This is a genomic window from Streptomyces sp. NPDC096048, from assembly GCF_044763415.1.
GTDB lineage: Bacteria > Actinomycetota > Actinomycetes > Streptomycetales > Streptomycetaceae > Streptomyces.
Genome location: NZ_JBIWGG010000001.1, coordinates 597,537 through 616,513, shown reverse-complemented (window position 1 = coordinate 616,513; position 18,977 = coordinate 597,537). Strand labels below are relative to the sequence as shown.

The following is an 18,977-nucleotide window of genomic DNA, read 5'->3' as shown; positions in this document are numbered from 1 at the left end:
GTGGGGTTAATGGGCACATACCCGAAATCCGGGGCCGGGTACCGCCCGGGCGGGCGCACTGTGGCACCAACGGCGCACGGGGCGCTCACGCCGGTGCGCTCACCCGCCCCGCGCATCCGTCACCGCCGGCCACAGCTGCGCGAGCACCCGCTCGACGGCCGGCACGTCCTGGTCGAGCCAGGGCACGTCCCAGATCTCGGCGGGGGTGAGCCAGCGCAGCGCGTCGTGGTCCTCCAGGGGTTCGGGGAAGGTGGAGCCGGGGAGCAGCCGTGCGGTCCACACGTGCAGGACGAAGGGCGTTCGCAGGGGCCACTGCCCCGGGATCCGCTCACCGGGTTCGGCCGTCACGCCCAGTTCCTCGCGCAGTTCGCGCACGAGCGCCGCCTCGGGCGTCTCGCCCGCCTCCACCTTGCCGCCGGGCAGCTCCCACCGTCCGGCCAGCTCCGCCGGTGCGCTGCGGCGCGCGGCGAGCAGGCGTCCGCCGTCGACGAGGGCGGCACCCACCACGATCCGTTCCGTCATGCGCCGGAGCCTACGGCCCGTCCCGCCCTACGGCCCGCCCTGCCCTGCCCTGCTCTACGGCCTGCCCTGCCCTACGGCCCGTCCAGTCGGCGCGGTCAGCCCGCCGTGCCCGTTCCGTTCGGGCCGAGCTTCTCGACCCAGTAGAGCTGCTGGTGGCCGCGACCGTCGAGGGTGTCCGCGATCTTCTGGGCCTCGGCCCGGGTCGCGTACCTGCCCACGCGGTAGCGGTTGCCGTTGTCGTCCTGCCGGAAGACCAGCCAGGGAAGAGTGACCGTGCCGTCGTTCATCGCGCCCCTCCACTTCCCGCCCACGGCCCGCGCCGCGCCCCGCCCGCTAAGGAAACCGCAATCCGCATATGCCCGACCCTACGCCTAACCTTCACGCAGCGAATACGGCTTTGCACAAAGAGGTACGCAACCAGCCAGAACGCAGGGGGCGCACGATTTGAAACGCGCCGCCCGCGCGCGCCGACGCTTCCGGTCGGAGGCATACCGGGAACCTCGCGGACGACCTGCGGGAACGAGCGGATCCCGGCGCCACGCGGACGACGGTGCGGAGTACGGAGGCCGGCGCGAGCAGAGAAAAGGGGCGCGGGAGGCGCACGAGAGGCGTGCGCCATCTCACACCACCGGCGGGCGGGTGAACTCCCCCGGCGCCGCCGCTACTTGACGGGCAGGTGGTACGCCACGCGGTAGCGGTCGGCCGGAACGACCACGTCGGCCGTCTCGACCGCCCGGCCCGAGGCGTAGAACGTGCGCTGGACGACCAGGACCACGTGCCCCGGAACACCCCCGAGGGCGAGCAGCTCCTCGGCGAGGCCGGGGCGGGCGCCGACCTCCTCGGTGACGTTGTCGACGACCACGTCGATGGCGGCCATCCGCTCCACGACCCCCATGCCGCCGAGCGGACCCTCCTCGGGCAGCATCACCGGCGTACGGCCGATGAGGTCCAGCGGCTCCCAGGAGGTGGAGAGCATCATGGCCTCACCCCCCTCCCGGAAGACGTACCGCGTGCACATCACCCGGTCCCCGGGCTTGATCCCGAGCCGTTCGGCGACGGCGCCGCTCGCCTCGGCCTGCTCGCTGTGCGACTCCCAGGTGCCGCGTGTCCCGGCGTCGGCCTGCTCCTGCCGGAAGGGCGTGGCGCCGCCGGCCGGCCGGTACCCGGAGCGGGCGATGCGCCGGGGGACGGGCCGCTCGCGCACATACGTCCCGGAACCGGAGCGGCCCTCGACCAGCCCCTCGGCCATCAGCACCTTGCGCGCTTCCAGGGCGACGGTGTCCGAGACGCCGTACTCCTCGCGGATCCGCGCCTGGGAGGGGAGGCGGGTGTGGGGCGGCAGCAGGCCGTCGGCGATCTTCTTGCGGAGATCACCCGCGACACGCAGATACGCCGGCTGCTCACCGAAAGTCACTGGCCGCTCCCATCAGGTTGTACAGACAGCAACAGCGTGGCAACCGTAGGTTGTGCCAGGCAAGCAAAGGCCAAAGAATCACTCGATGTGATGACTTGTGCCCTCGGAGGGCTTTACGCAGGCACTTTCTCCCCGCTATAGCCGCCGTCACACCTTCTTGCCGGGGCTCTCTCCCTCACCGTCACCGCTCTCCTCGTACACCGGCGGCGTGGTATCCAGGCCCAGAGCCTTGCGGGCGGTGACCGTCGAGTCGGCCTCGATGAGCGCGAGGCCCTTGTCGAGGTGCTCGTAGTACGTGTCGACGTCGCCCGCCTCGGCCGCCAGATCCCACTCCTCCCGCGCCGTCTCCAGGTCCTCGACCAGGTCGGTGACCGGCCGCTCGGCGTCGTCGGGCCAGCTGTGCCCGCGCAGCATCCCGGTCTCCCGGACGAGTGCCTGCGACATCTGCCCCGCCCACACCTGGTATCCGGCGAGGTCCTCCTCGACGGTCTCCGCCACCGGCATCTCGTCCATGGCCCGGTTGAGGAAGCCCTCCGCCACCAGGTAGGTGTGCTGGCCCGAGTCGAGCCTCGTGCCGTCCATACGCAGCGAGCCGGTCAGCGTGCCCCGCTCGTCCGTGTTGCCGAACAGGCAGGTGATCTCGCGGTCGCCCGTGCGCCAGCTCTGCGAGGTCGGGGTCAGGTAGTACACGTCGACGTCGGTCGGCAGGGCCCACCGGTCCATGGCGTACGTGTCCTGGAGGGCGTAGCACCGCTCGTCGGCTTCCCGGGTGATCTCCGCGTCGCCCGGGAAGGCCCCGCCCGGCAGCTCGAAGGCGGCGAACACCTCGCCGTCGTGCTCCTCCTCGCAGGACACCTCGTCGACGTCGTACGTCACGCCCTGCAGGGAACCGCTGGGGGTGGTGAAGCACTGGCCCTTCTCCAGCGAGTAGGCGGTGCCCTCGCCGCGCGCGGCGTCCCGGAAGCCGTCCCAGAAGTCGGCGGCGGCGCCCGTGGAGAGCGACAGCACCCACAGGGCCAGCCCCACGGACGACAGCACGGAACCGGCCACGGCGAACCCCTTGCCCCGCTCGCCCCGCCGCCTGATCTGGGCCAGCGCGATCAGCCCCAGCACCAGCCCGACCGCCGGCACGAAGCACAGGACGCCGAGCACGAACGCGGCGATGGCCACGCCGTTGACGGGAGGCTGCCTGGGATACGCCCCGTAGGGCTGACCCCAGCCACCGGAATACGGCTGCTGCGGCGGGTAGGGCGCCTGCGGGTACGGGCCGGGCGAGCGCGGCCCCTGCGGGTACTGCCCTTGGTTGTAGGGCCCTTGGGGGCCGGGCGGCGGTATGGACAACGTGTACCGTGCTCCTGTTTCGGGCGGTGACGCGAAGACGCCGCGGGGCTGGGGCGGCCGGGCCCGACAGCAGGCCGGCCGACCGATCACTGAGCGCATGGTAGGCACGCGCGGCGGCACGGTGCTCCCCGCGGTGCGTGCGTGGCCCTGCTCGCCGGGCTCGGCACGCGTCTCGCCCTCGCGGCGGGCCGGGTCGTCGACCCGGAGCCGTACCGCGAGGGCGAGGTTCTTCACTGAGCTGCCGTCAGGAGCGGTCCGTCAGGAGCGGTCCGTCAGAACTGCAGGGCCCAGGCGTCGATCCGCCCGGTGTCCCAGGACGCGTTGTCGCTGACGCGCAGCTTCCACGTGCCGTTCGCGGTCTCCGAAGAGGCGTTCACGGTGTACGTGGTGTTGATGTCGTTCGCGCTGCCGCCGGTGCCGTACGACTTCAGCGTGTACGCCGTGCCGTCCGGGGCGACCAGTTGGACCTGGAGGTCACCGATGTAGCTGTGGACGATGTTCACCTCGACGGCCAGGGACGAGGGCGCGTTGCCCGAGACGCCGGAGACGGTCACCGGGGACTCGACGGTGGCGTTGTCCCGGATGGTGTAGTCACCGGTGTTCTCGAAGCGGTCGCCGGTCGGCGGGGGCGTGGTGTCGCCGTCGCCCACGTACAGCAGCCGGTTGGGCGAGCCGCTGCCCGGGTTCGAGACGACACCGCTGGTGGCGGTGGACGTCAGGGCGGAGGCGACCTGGGAGGGGGTGGCCGAGGGGTTGTCGGCCAGGTAAAGGGCCGCGGCCCCGGCGACGTGCGGGCTCGCCATGGACGTACCGGAGATGGTGTTGGTGGCCGAGTCCCCGCTGCTCCAGGCCGAGGTGATGGACGAGCCGGGCGCGAACAGGTCCAGGACCGAGCCGTAGTTGGAGTAGCTCGCGCGGGCGTCGCTCGAAGTGGTGGCGCCTACCGTGATCGCCTCCGTCACCCGGGCCGGGGACTTGGTGGAGGCGTTGGTGGACTCGTTGCCGGCCGCGACGGCGAAGGTGATGCCGGAGGCGATGGCGTTGCGCACGGCCGCGTCCAGGGCGCTGTCGGCGCCGCCGCCGAGGGACATGTTGGCGACGGCCGGCTTGACGGCGTTGCGGGCGACCCAGTCGATGCCGGCGACGACCTGCGCGGTGGTGCCGGAGCCGGAGTTGTCGAGCACCCGGACACCGACGACCTTCGCCTTCTTGGCGACGCCGTAGGCGCCGCCGCCGACGGTGCCGGCGACGTGGGTGCCGTGGCCGTGGCCGTCCTGGGCGGTGTTGTCGTTGTCGATGGCGTCGTAGCCGTAGGAGGCGCGGCCGCCGAAGTCGTTGTGGGTGATGCGGACGCCGGTGTCGATGACGTACGCCGTCACACCCTGTCCGGCGCTGTCCGGGTAGGTGTACGAGCTGTCCAGCGGGCGGTTCTGCTGGTCGATGCGGTCCAGGCCCCAGGACGGCGGGTTGGGCTGGGTGCCGGTGACGTGGAAGGTGCGGTTCTGGACGACGGAGGCGACGGCCGGGTCGGCGGCGAGACGTTTCGCCTCGGTCTCGGAGGCCTCGACCGCGTAGCCGTTGAGGGCCTTGGTGTACGTGCGCTCGATGTCGGCGCCGTGGCGCTTCGCGACGGCGCGGCCCTCGGCCGAGCCGGACTTCGCCTCGTCCGCCTTCAAGGTGACTATGTAGCTGCCGGCGACCGCGTTCGCCGCGTCCTCGTACTGGATGCGGCCCTCCGCCGCGGTGGCGGGGAGCGCGGAGACGAGACTCGCGGCGAGGGCCGCGGTGGCCGCGGCGCTGACGGCGGCCAGTCTTCGCCGGGTGGTGCGGTGGGGGGTGTGACGCAGCACTGCCATGTGAGGGGTCCTCCTCAGTCGGTGGTGCGTGGTGGGGTTCGTGCACGCCGAGCAGGCCGCACCCGATGACGACCATTGGGTCATGGCCATGTCAATGTGGGGCGACACTTTGGTGCGTCAGCCGAAAGATTGAGGCTTCCAGAGGAATTACACAAGAGGCCTGCACGGATGTGCGGACCCCGGTGCCGTTTGAGCGAACCACCTCGCGATCCGCTTTCCGAGTCGCTTCCTGACCCGTCGTTCAGCCGTGCGCCCGGCAGGCCGCACTCCGCGCGTGCGCTACGAGACCGAGCCGGTGCGTACGTGCGCACGCACCCCTTGCAGGCCGAACAGGACGAGAAGCTCGACCGCGCCGCCGTCGGCACTGCCCAGCCAGTGCGGCAGGGACGTGTCGAACTCGGCGGCCTCACCGGGCGCCAGAGTCAGGTCGCGTTCGCCGACCACCAGCCGCAGCCGGCCGCTCAGCACGTAGAGCCACTCGAAGCCCTCGTGCGTCTGCGGGGTCGGTTCGAGCGGTCGGGACCGACTCGGGATGATCATCTTGAAGGCCTGTGTCCCGCCCGGCCGCCGGGTCAGCGGCACGAAGACCATCCCGAACCGCCGGATCGGCTTCAGGTGGATACGGGGGTCGCCCGTGCGCGGGGCCCCGACGAGGTCGTCCAGCGGGACGTCGTAGATCCGGGCGAGCGGCAGCAGCAGTTCCAGGGTCGCCCGGCGCTGCCCGCTCTCCAGCCGGGACAGCGTGCTCTCCGACACTCCGGTGGCCGCCGAGAGGTCGGCGAGGGTGATGCCGCGGTCGCGCCGCAGCGCACGCAGCCGAGGGCCCACCGCGTCGAGCACCTCGTCCGTTCCGGCGTCCATCCGGCCACCTTGCCACAACGGCAAGATTCCGTGCCGGATCGCGCGGCGTCCGGTGAGACTGACCGCATCCCGGCAGGCAATCCCGGCAGGCAGTTCCGACGGGCCTTCCGACAGGCCTTCCGACAGGCCTTCCAACAGACGAAGGAGCTCCGATGAGCACCACCGATGCGGTCACGTTCTGGGACGGCGTCTACGCCGGCCGACCGTCGGCCACCGACCCGCGGCCGAACCTCCGTCTCGTCGAGACGATCACCGGCCTGCCCCCCGGCGACGCGCTGGACCTCGGATGCGGCGACGGCGGCGACTCGCTGTGGCTCGCCCGCCGGGGATGGCGGGTCACCGCCGTCGACATCTCGGCCGTGGCCGCCGAGCGGCTCGCCGACCACGCCCGCTCACTCGGCCTCGGCGACCTGGTCACCGCTGAGCAGCACGATCTGCGCGCGTCCTTCCCCGAGGGCCGGTTCGACCTGGTCTCCGCCCACTACCTCCACACCCCCTTCGACCTGGACCGGGCGGCGGTCCTGCGCACGGCCGCGCACGCGCTGCGCCCGGGCGGACGGCTGCTGGTCGTCGACCATGGCTCCACCGCGCCGTGGTCGTGGAACCAGGACCCCGACATCCGGTACCCGACCCCGCGGGAGGTCGCGGCGGGCATCGGCCTGGACCCGGCGACGTGGACGGTCGAGCGCGCCGACGCGCCCCGCCGGACCGCGACCGGCCCGGGCGGGCGCACCGCCGAGGTCGTCGACCACGTCCTGCTCGTCCGCCGCACCACCGCCTGACCGGCCGGACCGCGAGCCACTCCTCGACGAGGGACGGGCCGAACCGCGAGCCACTTCCCGACGAAAGACCGGCCGGACCGCGAGCCAGTACCCGACGAAAGACCGGCCGGGCGAGCTGGCCTCCGGCCAAGGACCGGCCGGACCACGAGCTGACCCCGGCCATGGACCGGCCCACCCGGGAGCCACCCGCCGAACAAGGACCGGCCCACCCGAGAACCGCCCCCCGGACCAAGGACCGCCCACCCGAGAACCGCCCCCCGCCCCAGGAGGCCACCATGCCCACCGCAACCCGCCGCGGGGACACCCCGCCGCCCCGGACCGGAAGCAGCGAAGTCGAGGTTCTGCGCGGATTCCTCGACTACCTCCGGACCTCGATGACCGCGAAGGTCGACGGCGCCCCCGAGCCGCAGGTCCGCACGGCCCACGTCCCCTCCGGCACGAACCTGCTCGGCCTGCTCAATCACCTGACCTTCGTCGAGCGCGCGACCTTCCTGGGCGAGCAGGTCACCGACTGGCAGGCGACGTTCCACGCCGCCCCGGAGGACGGCGTCGCCGACGTCGTCGCCCGCTACCGGGAGACCGTCGAGCGCGCGAACGCCGTCCTCGACCAGTGCACAGACCTCGGCGAGCCGGTCCCCCGGCCACGACCGGGCCGTGCCGCGCCCAGTGTTCGCTGGGCACTCACCCACATGATCGAGGAGACCGGCCGCCACGCCGGTCACGCGGACATCCTCCGGGAACTGATCGACGGCACGACGGGGCGCTGACGCCGCCCGGGGCGACCCGCGCCGTCACCGCGTCGGCGCGTTGCCGAGCGCCCGATTGACGCCGCGTCAGGGCGTTCCGTCCCGCGCGGCAGGAAACCTCCTCCGGAGGTGTGTGCCGTGTCACGCACCCAAAGGCTGCCCAAGTTGCCTGCATCACAGCGGAAATGTCCCTTTAGCGTCCATGCTCGGAACGGATGCCGACGCCCGAAGCAGAGCGCAGCGGCGTTTTCCCGGACGTGAAGTGCCAACTGCCCCATCCTGCGGCACTCCTGACGTTCCTCCCCCCCGTTCCCCGCAGAAAGGCGCGAACCGTGGCCGCATACCTGTGCGCTCCCGCCGTGATACACGGCGAGCACACCGTGGAGACCGACCAGATCGTGGCGGAAGTACGCGGCCGGCACCCGCACGCGGCATGGGCGCCCCGGATCGAAGGCATCGCGGCCAGTACGGGCATCGAGACCCGCGGGTGGATGCTTCCGCTGGAGACCGCCGTCGCACCCGGCAACGGGAGCGGCTCGGTGGCCGGCGGCATCGCGGCGGCGCGACAGGCGCTGGCCCGCGACGGGTTCACCGAGCAGGACGTGGACCGCGTGGTCGCCGCCCTCGAGTCGATACCCTCGCCGCAGACCGTCCAGGAGCGGACCGCGCCGGCCTGGGAGGCCGTGCAGGCCTACGGGGAGCGCGCGGCACGCGGGGCCCTGCAGATCGCCGGACTGGACGCCTCGGACGTCGACTGCCTGATCACCAGTCACTCCACCACCCCTGCGCTGCCGGGCCTGGACGTCGCCCTGGCCAACAGGCTTCCGCTCCGCAGCGACGCGATGCTGCTGCCGGCCACGCAGTGGGCCTGTGTGGCCGGGACCCGCTCCCTGGCGTTGGCGGCCGATCTCGTGGCCGCGGATCCCGACCGCGTGGTCCTGGTCGTGATCGCGGAGGCGCTGAGCACGACCTACCAGCCCGCGGACGACACCCTGGAGTCCCTGATCGTCCGGCTGCTGTTCGCGGACACCGCGGTCGCCACGGTGGTCACGGGCCGCCCGAGGCCCGAGTCGGTGCTACGGCTGGACAGCGCCTGGCACCACACCCTGCCGGGCACCCAGGACCTGCACCGCCTGGACACGCGGTCGGACGGCACCCACTTCGTGATGGACCGGCGCGGCCCGCGCGCCGTGCAGGAGACGGTGACCGCGATGTGGGAGTGGCTGCGCCTCCGTTACCAGGACGACCCCGGATCCTGGCACCCCGACGTTCTGCTCGCGCACCCCGGCGGTACCCGGGTGCTGGAGTACATGGAGCAGACGATGCCCGAGGGGTGGCCGTCGGGGCTGCTGGACTACAGCCGCGACAGCTACACCAGCGGCAACCGCGGAGGCGCCGCCGTGTTCGACATCATGCGCAGGGCGCACGACGCCGGGCAGAAGCCGGGCGATCGCGCCGTCCTGTACGCGGCGGCCCCGGGCCTCACGGCCACCGCCCTGGAAGGTGAGTGGCTGTAGCGCGCGCTGGGCCCGCGCCGCGGCCGGTACCGGCGGACGGGCCGCCCGCAGCGCCGGTCGGCGGCCCCGCGCTCGCCCACGTCACCTCGCGACCTTCGCCCAGACGACCTTGCCGGTGTCCGTCCAGCGCACCCCCCACCCGGTGGTGAGCCGGTGCACCACGTGCAAACCACGACCACCGTCGTCGAACAGCCCGCACGGGCCCAGCCGCGGCCGTCCGTTACCGGTGTCCCCCACCTCGCACAGCAGGCCGTGACCTGCCCTGATCAGCCGTACCGTGATGGGTCCGCCGCCGAAACGGACCGCGTTGGTGACCAGCTCGCTGACCAGGAGCAGCACGCTGTCCCGGGTGTCGTCCCTGCTGCGCCACTGCCGCAGCAGCGGGGAGACGAGCGTGCGGGCCCGGGCGGCGGCGTCGTCGCGGGCGGGCAGCCGCCAGGTCGCGGTGTCCCCCTTGCGGTAGCCGATCATGCGTGCGAGCAGCAGGGTCACGTCATCACGCCGCCGCACAGGCGCCAGCGCGGAGACCACGTGCCGGGCAGCCGCCGACAGCCCGTCCCAGGGGTGCACCGCGGCCACGGCGTCCGCCAGCCTGCCGATGCCCTCGTCGATCGACAGGGCGGGATCCTCCACCAGGCCGTCGGTGTAGAGGGCGAGCAGGGAACCCGGGGGTACGGCGAACGTGTGCACGGCGAACGGCTCCCGCAACGCGAACTCGGCGCCCAGGCCGGGGTGCGGACGGACCGCGAGCGGGCCGGAGTGCCCGTCCGGGGGCACCAGTACCGGGGGGAGGTGGCCGGCGCTGGCCAGCGCCACGTGGTGGCTGACCGGATCGTAGACGGCGATGCAGCAGGTCGATCCGAGGGCGCTGTAGCCGGCCGCCAGCCCGGACTCCGCGTCGTCCAGCAGCGACACGGTCTCGTCCAGGTGCTCCAGCACCTCGTCGGGCGCCAGCCCCGCGGACAGCAGCGCGCGGGCCTCCATGCTCAGCTGGCCCATGGTCGCCGCGGCTCCCAGGCCGTGCCCGACGACGTCCCCGACCACCAGCGCGGTACGGCCGTCCGGCAGCGGAAAGCTGTTCACCCAGTCACCGCCGACGCCCGCGCTGTCGGGGGTGGCGGGCTGGTAGACGCTGGCGGTCTCGACGGTGTCGCCGCCGGCCCGCGGCAGCAGGCGGCGCTGCAACGCCAGCACCTGCGTGTGCTCGCGCTGGTGCTGACGGGCCAGGTCGACGTGATGGGAGGTCCTGGCCACCAGTTCTTGCAGGTCGAACAGCTCGCTGTCGTAAAAGGGGCGGTCCGCCCGCCGCCAGACCTCCGCCACCCCCAGTACGACCGGCGGCGTGCCCTCCAGGACCAGCGGTATGCACGCCACACCCGCCGACCGCTCGCTGGGCACCAGGGCGCGCACCAGCCGCGGACTGCCGAGCACCCGCTCGATCGCCTCCCGGTCGGGTATGACGATGGCCTGGGCGGCGTCGTCACGCCGTACCGCTTGCGACAGCAGGCGGCTCGCGTCACGGGGAAGATCGTCGCCCGGGGTCAGATAGCCCTCGGGCCACGCCCGGTCCGGCACCAGGGCCGCCCGGCGCAGCCGGATACGCCCCGGCGCCTGGTCCGTGACCCCCTCGCCCGTCCACACGGCGAAGTCGAGGTCGATGGCGGCCACGTCTCCCCAGGCCAGCAGGGACTCCGCCAGCGACTGCGCGGTCTCGCCGATGTCCAGCGAGGTGCCGATCGCGGTCTCCGCGGCGTACAGGTGCAGCCTCCTGGCCATGGCGATCAGGGAGACGGTCAGGCCCTCATGGGGCTGGGCGGCGGCCAGGATGCTCATCGAGACCACCAGCTCCGACCCGTCGCCGCGCCGCAGGCGCTGGACCCGGGCGACGTGCGCGTCACCGGTCTCGAGGACCTGCCGCAACCGCCGCGTGACCGTCGGTACGTCCCCCGGAGGCAGCAGATCGACGACCGGGCTCCCGACCACGGCGTCCAGCCCCGCGAAGACGGGGGCGTCCAGGTTGCAGCGGGTGATCCTGAGATCCCGGTCCAGATTGACCACGCCGAGGATCTGCTCCTGACGGCGGGATGCCGGGTCGGCGGGTACGGGCCGGCGGGCGGTGCCGTCGCCCCGCGAGTCGGCCGGACCGGCGGCCGCTGCCGCTCCACCACGCGGGATGTACCGCCCCAGAGCACTGCTGACCAGGTCGAACGGCGACGAGGACGAGGGGGAGGGTGTGGAGTCCATGCGGCTCTCTCAGCTCGCTCACCAAACCCCGGCGCGGCGCCGGGGCCGTACCAGAAGCCGTGCGACGGGACCCCGAGATTCCTGAGCGCACACCTCATTCAATAACACCCGGGGCCGCTTCGCCCACACCAGTAGACAGGCGGCGAACCGGGACACTGAGGGAACGCGGTGGTCGACGGCGCACCGGGATCGCCATCGAGGGCCTGGGCGCCTGCCGGAGCGCGGCTGCCCGCGCCTCGCCCGCCATCCGCCATCCGCCATCCGCCACTCACAACGGCCGGGCGCTCACAACGGCCGGGCGCTCAGCGAGTCGCCGGGACCGCAGGCGGTAGCGAGCCCCGGGCAGTCGAGTCCACCGCGCGAGATGGCCACGACTGGGACAGGCGCGTCGGCGAGGGCGGCCCGACGTCTTCAGGCCCAGGACGTCGCCCGGGCGGACAGTCTCACCGCGGTACAGCTGCTGACCGACGCCGGCGGCCTGCACGGTCACGAGTACGCCGTCGACGCCCTCGTCGCCGCGATGGCGCTCCGCGTCCCGGCGCCCGGGTCGGTATCGGCCTCGGACCGTGACGACTGGTCGAAGCTGTGCGGCGACCACGTACATATACGGCGGTAGCGCACGCGTGTGCGCCTCACAGCCTTCCGCCCTGCGGGACCCAGCTGCCCCGGTTTCAGGATCAGCGTCTCGTCGCAGGCGGCGGCGGTCTCGTGGTCGGGGGCGCCGGTGGGCTCGTCGGCGAAGAGGGACCGACGGACCCGACCGCCCACCCCTGCCGCCGCATCCGCCAACGCCTCGACCGGCGGCGCCCAGTCACCCGTCACACGTTGAAGCGGAATCTGTAGCGCAGGGCCCCCACCTGCGGAAACATTCCTTTTCGTGATCGCGTCCAGCACAGATCCAGCACGGTAGAAACCTATCCAGCACATCCAGCACATCCAGCACCGAAAGAGTGGTGTACACATGGCACACTCGGTACGCTTGAGCGCATGACGCAGCCGCTACCCATAGAGTCCATCCGCGACGTGCGCGCCCACCTGGCGGAAGTCGTGGAGCGCGCGGACCGCGACGACGTGCCCACGGTCATTACCCGCCGCGGGAAGGAAGTCGCCGCCGTCGTCTCCATTGAGGTGCTGCGCAAGTACCAGGAGTGGGAAGAGCGCGAGATCAACCGCATCATCGACGAGCGCATGGCCAACCCGGCCCCCGGCATCCCGATCGAGGACGTCATGAGGGAGACGCTGGCGCGCGGTGAGTGATTACCGAACCGTCTTCCGGCCTGAGGCTCAGGCCGAGCTTCGGAAGATCCCGCGCGACATGGCGCTACGCATCCTGGCCAAGCTGACCGAGCTGGAGAGCGATCCCCTCGGCTTCAACACCACCGCGCTCGTGTCGCAGCCGGAACGCCGTCGACTGCGAGTCGGCGACTACCGGGTCGTCTACACCATCGACAACGGAGAGCTCGTGGTCTGGGTCGTACACGTCGGGCACCGCTCCACCGTTTACGACACCTGACGCCGGCTGACCCGACGTCAGAATATCCAGCACCCATCCAGCACGGTGACGACGAAGGGGCCGGCTCCCGGAGGAGCCGACCCCTTCTGAGCTGCACACTTGACTGATCACCTAGCGTGCAGTAACAGGCTGTTCACACGTTGAAGCGGAACGTCTGAGGGCTGATCCTGACCTGTGGCGGAGCCCCACGCAGGGGCCCTGACCTGGGATTCCTCGTTGGCAGGCGTTGGCTCCCGACGGCCGTTTACGGGTGTCCTGCGGACTGGCTGCGGACTAGCCGGGCCGGCAGCGGCCAAGAAATCCATGGCGCACCGGCAGGACCGGCAAGGAGACTGCTCGGGTGAGCGACCGCTACCCCTGCCCATGCTGCGGGCACCGCGTGCTGGGCGAGATGCCCGGCTCGTACGAGATCTGCCCCGTCTGCTTCTGGGAGGACGACGGGGTTCAGTTCCGCTGGCCGACCATGGCAGGCGGGGCGAACAAGGTCTCCCTGATCGAGGCCCAACGGAACTACCAGAGCTTCGGCGCCTGCGACGAGCACGGCCGCCGGTTCGTCCGCCCGCCGGCCGAAGACGAGCCGCTCGACCCCGCCTGGCGCCTCATCGATATGACCCGGGACTCCTTCGAGGACTGGGCGGCCGAGGACCGCGCCCCGTGGCCCGATGACCACTCGGTGCTCTGCTGGTGGCTCCCCACTTTCTGGCGCCGGGACCACCTGTGACCACGCACATCGAGAGACTCATCCAGCAGCTCGACGACTCGACCGGCCCGTCCTACGACGCCCGCGCGGAACTGATCGGTATCGGCTCCGACGCCATCCCCGCCATCATCGACGGACTGTCCTCCCTCGGCGGCTTCGGTCAGCTGACCGCCATCGAGGTCTTCGAAGAGGTGGCGGACCCCCGCTGCGGCCCCGCGCTGATCGCCCTCCTGCACAGCGACAACTCCACCGTCCGGGAATGGGCGGCGATGGCCCTGGCCAGCCTGAAGATCGACGACGCGGTCGAGCCCGTGCGCAGCGCCTATCGCGCCTGCCTGGAACGGGCGACGCCACCGGACTGGAGCGAGCCGGAAGGCATCCGCTGGGCCCTGACCGAACTCGGCGCACGCACCCCCGTGGTCCCACCGCCTACTGCTCACCTACGAGCCACCGCTGCGGACAACGCTCCGGGCTGGCCCTCGGCCCGCTTCACCGAGATCATCAACGACCTGGCCGACCACGCCCAGGTGATCCTCTACTCCCAGTTCTGGCAGGTGGACGCCGGCCGCACATACGGCGTCTCCGACCCCGGCCTGGACTGGGAACTCGACTGGAGTGCGCCCTGGGAGCACCTGGTCGAAAAGTCCCGCACCTGGTCCCTGCTGGAAGCCTCCGAAGCCCCCGTCGGCGACAACACCTTCGTCGTCCCCACCTGGATCGACCGTACCGACCTGTACCCGGATAAGTGACCGATGCCGTTCCGGCACCCGCGGAGACCAGCTGCGGCTACGTAGTCAAGCGCTGTGATTTCGCGAAGGACGGGACCCCGCCCATGGGCCTGTCGCTCTCGAACACTTTGTTCCGATCATGGTCAATCCCGGTCGCCCCGAGGAACGGGCAGGGAACAACGAAGAACGAAAGAGGCAACGGGCAACACCGTCGAACCCCGATTCTCCAAACGAGGGTCGTGCCAGACTCAGTTTCGGACGCGAAGCGAAACGACACCGTTACAGCAAGTGTTCACCATCGGGTTTCGCGTCGACCGGTGGTCGTCTGATGACGGCTCCCGTGAGGGCGGACGGCTCTCGCGGTCACTGTTCAAGGGGAGGTTGATGATGAGCACGACTTTACGTTTTGGCCCGGAACTTCGCCGTTTACGAGTGGAAGCGGGGCTAACTCTTACCGAGTTCTCCGTGGCGCTCAACTACGACAAGGGGCACCTCAGCAAGGTCGAGCGCGGAGAGCGTTCCGCGTCCCCCGAACTGGCCCGGCGGTGTGACGCCTTTCTCTGCGCGGACGGCGAACTGCAGCGCCTGGTCGTCCGCCCCGAAGCGGACTCGGACTCGGGCTCCGCCGCCTCCCCCGCCGGTCCCTGCCGCTGGCTAGTCGGGCGTCGGGCAGTCCTCTCGGCGGGCACAGGAGTGCTGATCGACCTCGGCCTGAAACTCGGCGGTCAGGCGTTGTCCTACGCCGACGACCCCCTCCTGGGCTCCTACCGCATGCAATTCGACCAGCTGCGGAAGCTCGGCCAGTCCACCGCTCCCAAGATCTTGCTCCCCCTGTTGGAGACGCAGACCCGCATGGTCGCCGGGCTCGCCTCCGACGCCCGGTCCGCCTCCCGGGCCCCTGCGTTCCTGCTCGCCTCACGGTTCGCGGAGTTCACCGGCTGGATGGCCCAGGAGGCCGGGGACAGCGACGCAGCACTCGGCTGGACGGGCGAGGCCGTCGAATTGGCGCGCGCCGGGGGTGACCCGTACCTCGGTTCCTACGCACTGGTGCGGCGCGCCCTGGTCACAATGTACGGCGGGGACGCCGCTGGCACCGTCGCCCTGGCCCACCGCGCCCAGAGCAGCGAACTCCCACCGCGCATCAGGGGACTCGCGGCCCAACGAGAGGCCCAAGGGCACGCGCTCGTCGGCAACGAAGTCGACTGCCTCCGCAGCCTCGATAGGGCGCGGGAACTGCTCGCCGACGATGACGCCCTCAACGGCGCCGAGCCCGTGATCGGCACCTCACACGTGAGCGATCCGGCGGCGATGTCGACCGGCTGGTGTCTGCACGACCTCGGGCGCCCCAAGACTGCTGCCGAGGTACTCGACCGAGAGTACCGTCGCCTCCCGCCGCACGCGCTGCGTACCCGCGCCCGGTACGGCTTCCGCAGGTCCCTGGCACATGCCGCCTCCGGGGAGGTCGAGCACGCGTGCGCGATCGCCGGGGAGCTCCTGGGAGTGATGCCGGCCGTGCCCTCGGCGACGGTGAACAGCGACGTCCGACGCCTCTCACGGGAACTGTCCCGGTTTCGGAGCAGCCGCGCCGTGCTTGATCTACAACCCGCGCTGGCGCGCGTACTCGCTCCCGCGCACGACTGACAGCCGCTCCACGACCGACACGGACTCGAGCCGCCCGGCTCGCCCCACTACCGCCCCCTCCGGCCCTCCGGATCCCATGATCCCCGCGGGCCTCTCTGATTCCCGCCCGACACGTCGCATCGCGCCCCCCCGGCTTCTCCGGGCTGCCCGCAGCCAGTGACGTACAGGCGGCGCCCCTCAATTCGCATGCCCTCCCGTGGACGCGCCATGCCGTCACACGGTCGGGACCCCATGGCTCGGGTGAACCGAAACCCCGGTCCACAGCCCTGTGCCCGTTCACTCGTCTTTCTCTCACGAAGGGAACCTTCATGCCCGACGTCTTCGTCAACTACCGCACAGGCGACGAGGAATCCGCCGCGACCATGATCGCCCGGGAGCTCACCCGGAGGTTCGGCGACGAGCGGATCTTCTTCGCCAGCAACTCAATTGATCCCGGACGCCGTTTCCCGGCGGAACTGGTCAGGGCGGTGGAGGAGTGCGAGGCGCTCCTCGCCGTGATCGGCCCGCGCTGGGCGGAGGTACGGGGGACCGACGGCCGCCCCGCGCTCGAAGCCGAACAGGACTGGACCCGTCGCGAGATCCAGACCGCGCTCGACCGCGGGATCCTGGTGATCCCCGTGCTCGTCGGAAAGGCCACGCGGATCGACCGCACCGTCCTTCCGGACGATCTGCTGGAGCTGGCGGACTTCCAGTACAGGCGGTTCGACCACCGCAACGCCGAATCGGACCTGACGACGCTCGGAGACACCCTCGCCCGGCTGCTGCCCGAGCTGAGCAGGGTGGACCGCGACGGCCGTGCGGCAAGGGAGCGGACGAAGGCGAAGTCACACGAGAAGTCGGCCCGGGACACCGGGCACATCAGGATGCGGACGCGTGACGTCGAACAGCGCGTGCGCGGCGGCATCGGAAACCTCAACGGAGACCTGTCCGGCACCTTCGTCAACGAGCCGCAGGGGCCCGTGAACACCGGCCGGGGCCACCAGTACAACGCGCCTCACTTCGAGGGCGACAACACCGGGGTCCAGTTCACCGCCGGCGACAACAGCGGTACGGTCCACCAGCGCTTCGAGCGCGAGCGCCGACGCTGGGGCGACGGGCGATGACCGAGCAGGACCGCGTCACCGTCAGCGATCCGCACGGCCCGGTGAACAACAGCGAGGGGCATCAGTACGTCTTCTACGGCGCTGCCACGGACTGGATGACCCGCAAAGGGGTCGAGTCCCTCCGGATCGCCCTCAAGGACCGGGTGCGCCTGGCCGACCGGTTCGTTCCCCCTAGGGGCTACCGCATCGCCGCCGACCACTTGGAGAAGCCAGGATCGGTGGTGCTGCTGGAGGGACCGCCCGGCAGCGGCCGCCGTGCCGCGGCAATCATGCTGCTGCACGGGTTCGGGGATGACAGGAACACCGACGAGGAGAGGGTTCGGGTCGAGGAGCTTCCCGCCACAGCCAAGGAAGAGAACAGGAACGACAAGCCACTCACCCCCGGCGAGGGGGACCGCTTCCTTCTCGACCTCTCCGGGATCACCGACGAAGAGGAGTACACCAGGGCCCAGCGCCGTCTGGCCCTGCACCGGACGAAGGTCCAGGAGGCGGGGGCCCACATGGTCGTCGTCCTGCCGTCGGTCATGGAGTACGCCCATGCGCCGGACTTCGAACCGCACAGGGTGAAGCTGGGGCGCCCCCGGGGCATCGCTGTCGTCACCCGGCACCTCCGCATGGACCGGATGGCCTTCCACCCTGCGGACCTGAGGAAAGCCGGCCTCCAGCACCTGTGTGACCGCTCCCCCATGCGGGAACTGGCGCGGCTCGCGAGGCTGGTGAAGGCCGCTCGCGACAGTGGCCGGTTCGGATCCGACTTCGCGGGATGGCTCGACCAGGCGATGCACGCGGTGACCGACCGTGCCGGTGAGGTGGGTCAGCAGATGGTCGCGGTCCGCACCGCGCCCGAGCGGGCCTTGCTGCTCGCGGCGGCAATGTTCGAAGGATCTCACGCAGACACTGTTTACGAGGCATGGCAACACCTATTGAAGGAAGTGGGGCACAAGGAGGAGGTGGCCTCCGAGTTCGCGCAGACGGACTTCGGGGAGCGGTTGAAAGCGCTCGGGATCGAACGGGCCCCGGACGGACGGCTCCGCTTCGAGCGGCTGGCCTACGCCGACGCGGTGCGGACGTACTTCTGGGCGAACTTCCCCGGGGTACGCAACGGCCTCAGGGACTGGATCGGCTCTGCCGCCGAGCTGGACGGCCTGACCACCGACGACCAGGTGGACGTCGTCGTCCGCTTCGGCGAGCAGTCTCTGGCCGTCCGGCGGCCCGACGACCTCTTCGGCCTCGTGGTGCGCTGGGCGAACGACGCGACTAGGGCGTCCAGCGATCCGCGAGCCGCGACAGCGCTCGAACTCGGGCTCCGCCACGAGGAGTTCGGGGGTTGGTTCCGCAGGCGGATGTACGAATGCGTCACGAGGTCCGGCTCCTTGTCTGACGGCCTGGCCCGTGTCTTGACAACCGCCTGTCACCAGAGCCTCGGCGCGACGCACCCGGATCAAGCAGTGGTGCGCCTCCACCACCTCGCCGTACGAAGGGAGGGGGCAGCGGACGGGGCCCGGGAAGCGCTTCTCGACCTCGCCGGCCGTGACCGTCGGCTCTACCGACTGCTGATCGACCGCCTGCGGGACCGGGCACGTCAGGAACAACCCGGGGCACATTCCCATCTCCACCTACTCGCAGAGCTGTTGAGGAGCGACCGAGCGCCGGACCCACCCCGCTGGCCGGACCTGTTCCTGGGCTGGAAGACAGTGTTCTCGCAACCGCCGACGGAACTCTGGAACCCGCTGGTGAGCAGCTGGCTGGACGCCGTGGCGGACGACCGCACGCAAGAGATGGCGCTGGACGTGATGGTCAGGGCGACGCACGGCCGCACGGCCGCCCTCCACCGCCTCTACGTCATCGCCTGCGGCTGGGAACGGTCTGCGCGCCCCCCGTCCCGGGCGGCCGTCGCCGCCCTCTTCTGGCGGCACATCGACCAAGCGCAGTACGCCCGCCCGGAGAGTAGGGAGCGTGCGGGCGCCGAACCACGGACCACGGAAGAGGAACGATGAAACACCGTTTTC

16 protein-coding genes and 2 pseudogenes are annotated in these 18,977 nt (G+C 71.2%); 11 read left to right on the top strand and 7 right to left on the bottom strand.

Going from position 1 to position 18,977, the window contains the following annotated elements; genetic code table 11:
* Positions 1 to 99 precede the first annotated feature (99 nt).
* The 6 genes and pseudogenes from ACIQ6R_RS03005 to ACIQ6R_RS02980 form a co-directional block, all read right to left on the bottom strand.
* Entirely contained in the window at positions 100 to 522 is a 423-nt protein-coding gene (locus ACIQ6R_RS03005) for a (deoxy)nucleoside triphosphate pyrophosphohydrolase (protein WP_404169839.1), read from the bottom strand.
* 95 nt (positions 523 to 617) lie between these two features.
* Positions 618 to 860, bottom strand: a pseudogene (locus ACIQ6R_RS03000) (SPOR domain-containing protein); the annotation flags it as partial.
* A 323-nt stretch (positions 861 to 1,183) separates the two neighbouring features.
* Positions 1,184 to 1,936, bottom strand: coding sequence for a GntR family transcriptional regulator (locus ACIQ6R_RS02995; RefSeq protein WP_404169836.1), 753 nt, complete (start codon positions 1,934 to 1,936; stop codon positions 1,184 to 1,186).
* 147 nt (positions 1,937 to 2,083) lie between these two features.
* Positions 2,084 to 3,277 (bottom strand): DUF4190 domain-containing protein, encoded by a 1,194-nt coding sequence (locus tag ACIQ6R_RS02990; RefSeq protein WP_404218327.1) that lies wholly within the window; start codon positions 3,275 to 3,277, stop codon positions 2,084 to 2,086.
* A gap of 272 nt (positions 3,278 to 3,549) precedes the next feature.
* Positions 3,550 to 5,133: a S8 family peptidase gene (locus tag ACIQ6R_RS02985; protein ID WP_404218325.1), complete on the bottom strand. Its 1,584-nt coding sequence runs from the start codon at positions 5,131 to 5,133 to the stop codon at positions 3,550 to 3,552.
* Between the two features lie 279 nt (positions 5,134 to 5,412).
* Positions 5,413 to 5,994 (bottom strand): helix-turn-helix domain-containing protein, encoded by a 582-nt coding sequence (locus tag ACIQ6R_RS02980; RefSeq protein WP_404169829.1) that lies wholly within the window; start codon positions 5,992 to 5,994, stop codon positions 5,413 to 5,415.
* Positions 5,995 to 6,146: 152 nt separating this feature from the next.
* Here ACIQ6R_RS02980 and ACIQ6R_RS02975 point away from each other — a divergent pair, with 152 nt between their 5' ends.
* The 3 genes from ACIQ6R_RS02975 (at position 6,147) to ACIQ6R_RS02965 (ending at position 9,039) form a co-directional block, all read left to right on the top strand.
* Entirely contained in the window at positions 6,147 to 6,776 is a 630-nt protein-coding gene (locus ACIQ6R_RS02975; RefSeq protein WP_404218323.1) for a class I SAM-dependent methyltransferase, read from the top strand.
* A gap of 275 nt (positions 6,777 to 7,051) precedes the next feature.
* Entirely contained in the window at positions 7,052 to 7,543 is a 492-nt protein-coding gene (locus ACIQ6R_RS02970) for a DinB family protein (protein WP_404218321.1), read from the top strand.
* A 311-nt stretch (positions 7,544 to 7,854) separates the two neighbouring features.
* The gene (locus tag ACIQ6R_RS02965; protein ID WP_404218319.1) at positions 7,855 to 9,039 is read left to right on the top strand and encodes a type III polyketide synthase; all 1,185 of its coding nucleotides are present in this window, start codon (positions 7,855 to 7,857) and stop codon (positions 9,037 to 9,039) included.
* A gap of 81 nt (positions 9,040 to 9,120) precedes the next feature.
* On the opposite strand, the gene ACIQ6R_RS02960 is transcribed toward ACIQ6R_RS02965, so the two are convergent.
* On the bottom strand, positions 9,121 to 11,283 hold the full coding sequence (locus ACIQ6R_RS02960) for a SpoIIE family protein phosphatase (RefSeq protein ID WP_404218317.1): 2,163 nt from the start codon (positions 11,281 to 11,283) through the stop codon (positions 9,121 to 9,123).
* Positions 11,284 to 11,713: 430 nt separating this feature from the next.
* Here ACIQ6R_RS02960 and ACIQ6R_RS02955 point away from each other — a divergent pair.
* The 8 genes and pseudogenes from ACIQ6R_RS02955 to ACIQ6R_RS02920 all read left to right on the top strand — a co-directional run.
* Positions 11,714 to 11,899 (top strand): annotated as a pseudogene (locus tag ACIQ6R_RS02955) (DNA-binding protein); the annotation flags it as partial.
* A 371-nt stretch (positions 11,900 to 12,270) separates the two neighbouring features.
* Positions 12,271 to 12,540, top strand: a complete 270-nt coding sequence (locus ACIQ6R_RS02950; RefSeq protein ID WP_071271322.1) for a type II toxin-antitoxin system Phd/YefM family antitoxin — start codon at positions 12,271 to 12,273, stop codon at positions 12,538 to 12,540.
* Positions 12,533 to 12,796: a type II toxin-antitoxin system RelE/ParE family toxin gene (locus ACIQ6R_RS02945; RefSeq protein ID WP_404218315.1), complete on the top strand. Its 264-nt coding sequence runs from the start codon at positions 12,533 to 12,535 to the stop codon at positions 12,794 to 12,796. The genes ACIQ6R_RS02950 and ACIQ6R_RS02945 overlap by 8 nt, the downstream gene beginning before the upstream one ends.
* Positions 12,797 to 13,136: 340 nt before the next feature.
* Positions 13,137 to 13,517, top strand: coding sequence for a CPCC family cysteine-rich protein (locus tag ACIQ6R_RS02940; RefSeq protein ID WP_404218313.1), 381 nt, complete (start codon positions 13,137 to 13,139; stop codon positions 13,515 to 13,517).
* Positions 13,514 to 14,245: a HEAT repeat domain-containing protein gene (locus ACIQ6R_RS02935; protein WP_404218310.1), complete on the top strand. Its 732-nt coding sequence runs from the start codon at positions 13,514 to 13,516 to the stop codon at positions 14,243 to 14,245. Before ACIQ6R_RS02940 ends, ACIQ6R_RS02935 begins: the two co-directional genes overlap by 4 nt.
* Before the next feature lie 366 nt (positions 14,246 to 14,611).
* Positions 14,612 to 15,865, top strand: coding sequence for a helix-turn-helix domain-containing protein (locus tag ACIQ6R_RS02930; protein ID WP_404218670.1), 1,254 nt, complete (start codon positions 14,612 to 14,614; stop codon positions 15,863 to 15,865).
* Between the two features lie 308 nt (positions 15,866 to 16,173).
* Positions 16,174 to 16,968 (top strand): toll/interleukin-1 receptor domain-containing protein, encoded by a 795-nt coding sequence (locus ACIQ6R_RS02925; RefSeq protein WP_404218308.1) that lies wholly within the window; start codon positions 16,174 to 16,176, stop codon positions 16,966 to 16,968.
* Positions 16,965 to 18,965, top strand: a complete 2,001-nt coding sequence (locus ACIQ6R_RS02920; protein WP_404218306.1) for a hypothetical protein — start codon at positions 16,965 to 16,967, stop codon at positions 18,963 to 18,965. Before ACIQ6R_RS02925 ends, ACIQ6R_RS02920 begins: the two co-directional genes overlap by 4 nt.
* Positions 18,966 to 18,977: the final 12 nt, after the last annotated feature.

Bases quoted from the DNA above. Each gene is read 5' to 3' on its own strand.
- ACIQ6R_RS03005 (WP_404169839.1), bottom strand. From the start codon at position 522: ATGACGGAACGGATCGTGGTGGGTGCCGCCCTCGTCGACGGCGGACGC.
- ACIQ6R_RS02985 (WP_404218325.1), bottom strand. From the start codon at position 5,133: ATGGCAGTGCTGCGTCACACCCCCCACCGCACCACCCGGCGAAGACTG.
- ACIQ6R_RS02980 (WP_404169829.1), bottom strand. From the start codon at position 5,994: ATGGACGCCGGAACGGACGAGGTGCTCGACGCGGTGGGCCCTCGGCTG.
- ACIQ6R_RS02975 (WP_404218323.1), top strand. From the start codon at position 6,147: ATGAGCACCACCGATGCGGTCACGTTCTGGGACGGCGTCTACGCCGGC.
- ACIQ6R_RS02970 (WP_404218321.1), top strand. From the start codon at position 7,052: ATGCCCACCGCAACCCGCCGCGGGGACACCCCGCCGCCCCGGACCGGA.
- ACIQ6R_RS02960 (WP_404218317.1), bottom strand. From the start codon at position 11,283: ATGGACTCCACACCCTCCCCCTCGTCCTCGTCGCCGTTCGACCTGGTC.
- ACIQ6R_RS02950 (WP_071271322.1), top strand. From the start codon at position 12,271: ATGACGCAGCCGCTACCCATAGAGTCCATCCGCGACGTGCGCGCCCAC.
- ACIQ6R_RS02930 (WP_404218670.1), top strand. From the start codon at position 14,612: ATGAGCACGACTTTACGTTTTGGCCCGGAACTTCGCCGTTTACGAGTG.
- ACIQ6R_RS02925 (WP_404218308.1), top strand. From the start codon at position 16,174: ATGCCCGACGTCTTCGTCAACTACCGCACAGGCGACGAGGAATCCGCC.
- ACIQ6R_RS02920 (WP_404218306.1), top strand. From the start codon at position 16,965: ATGACCGAGCAGGACCGCGTCACCGTCAGCGATCCGCACGGCCCGGTG.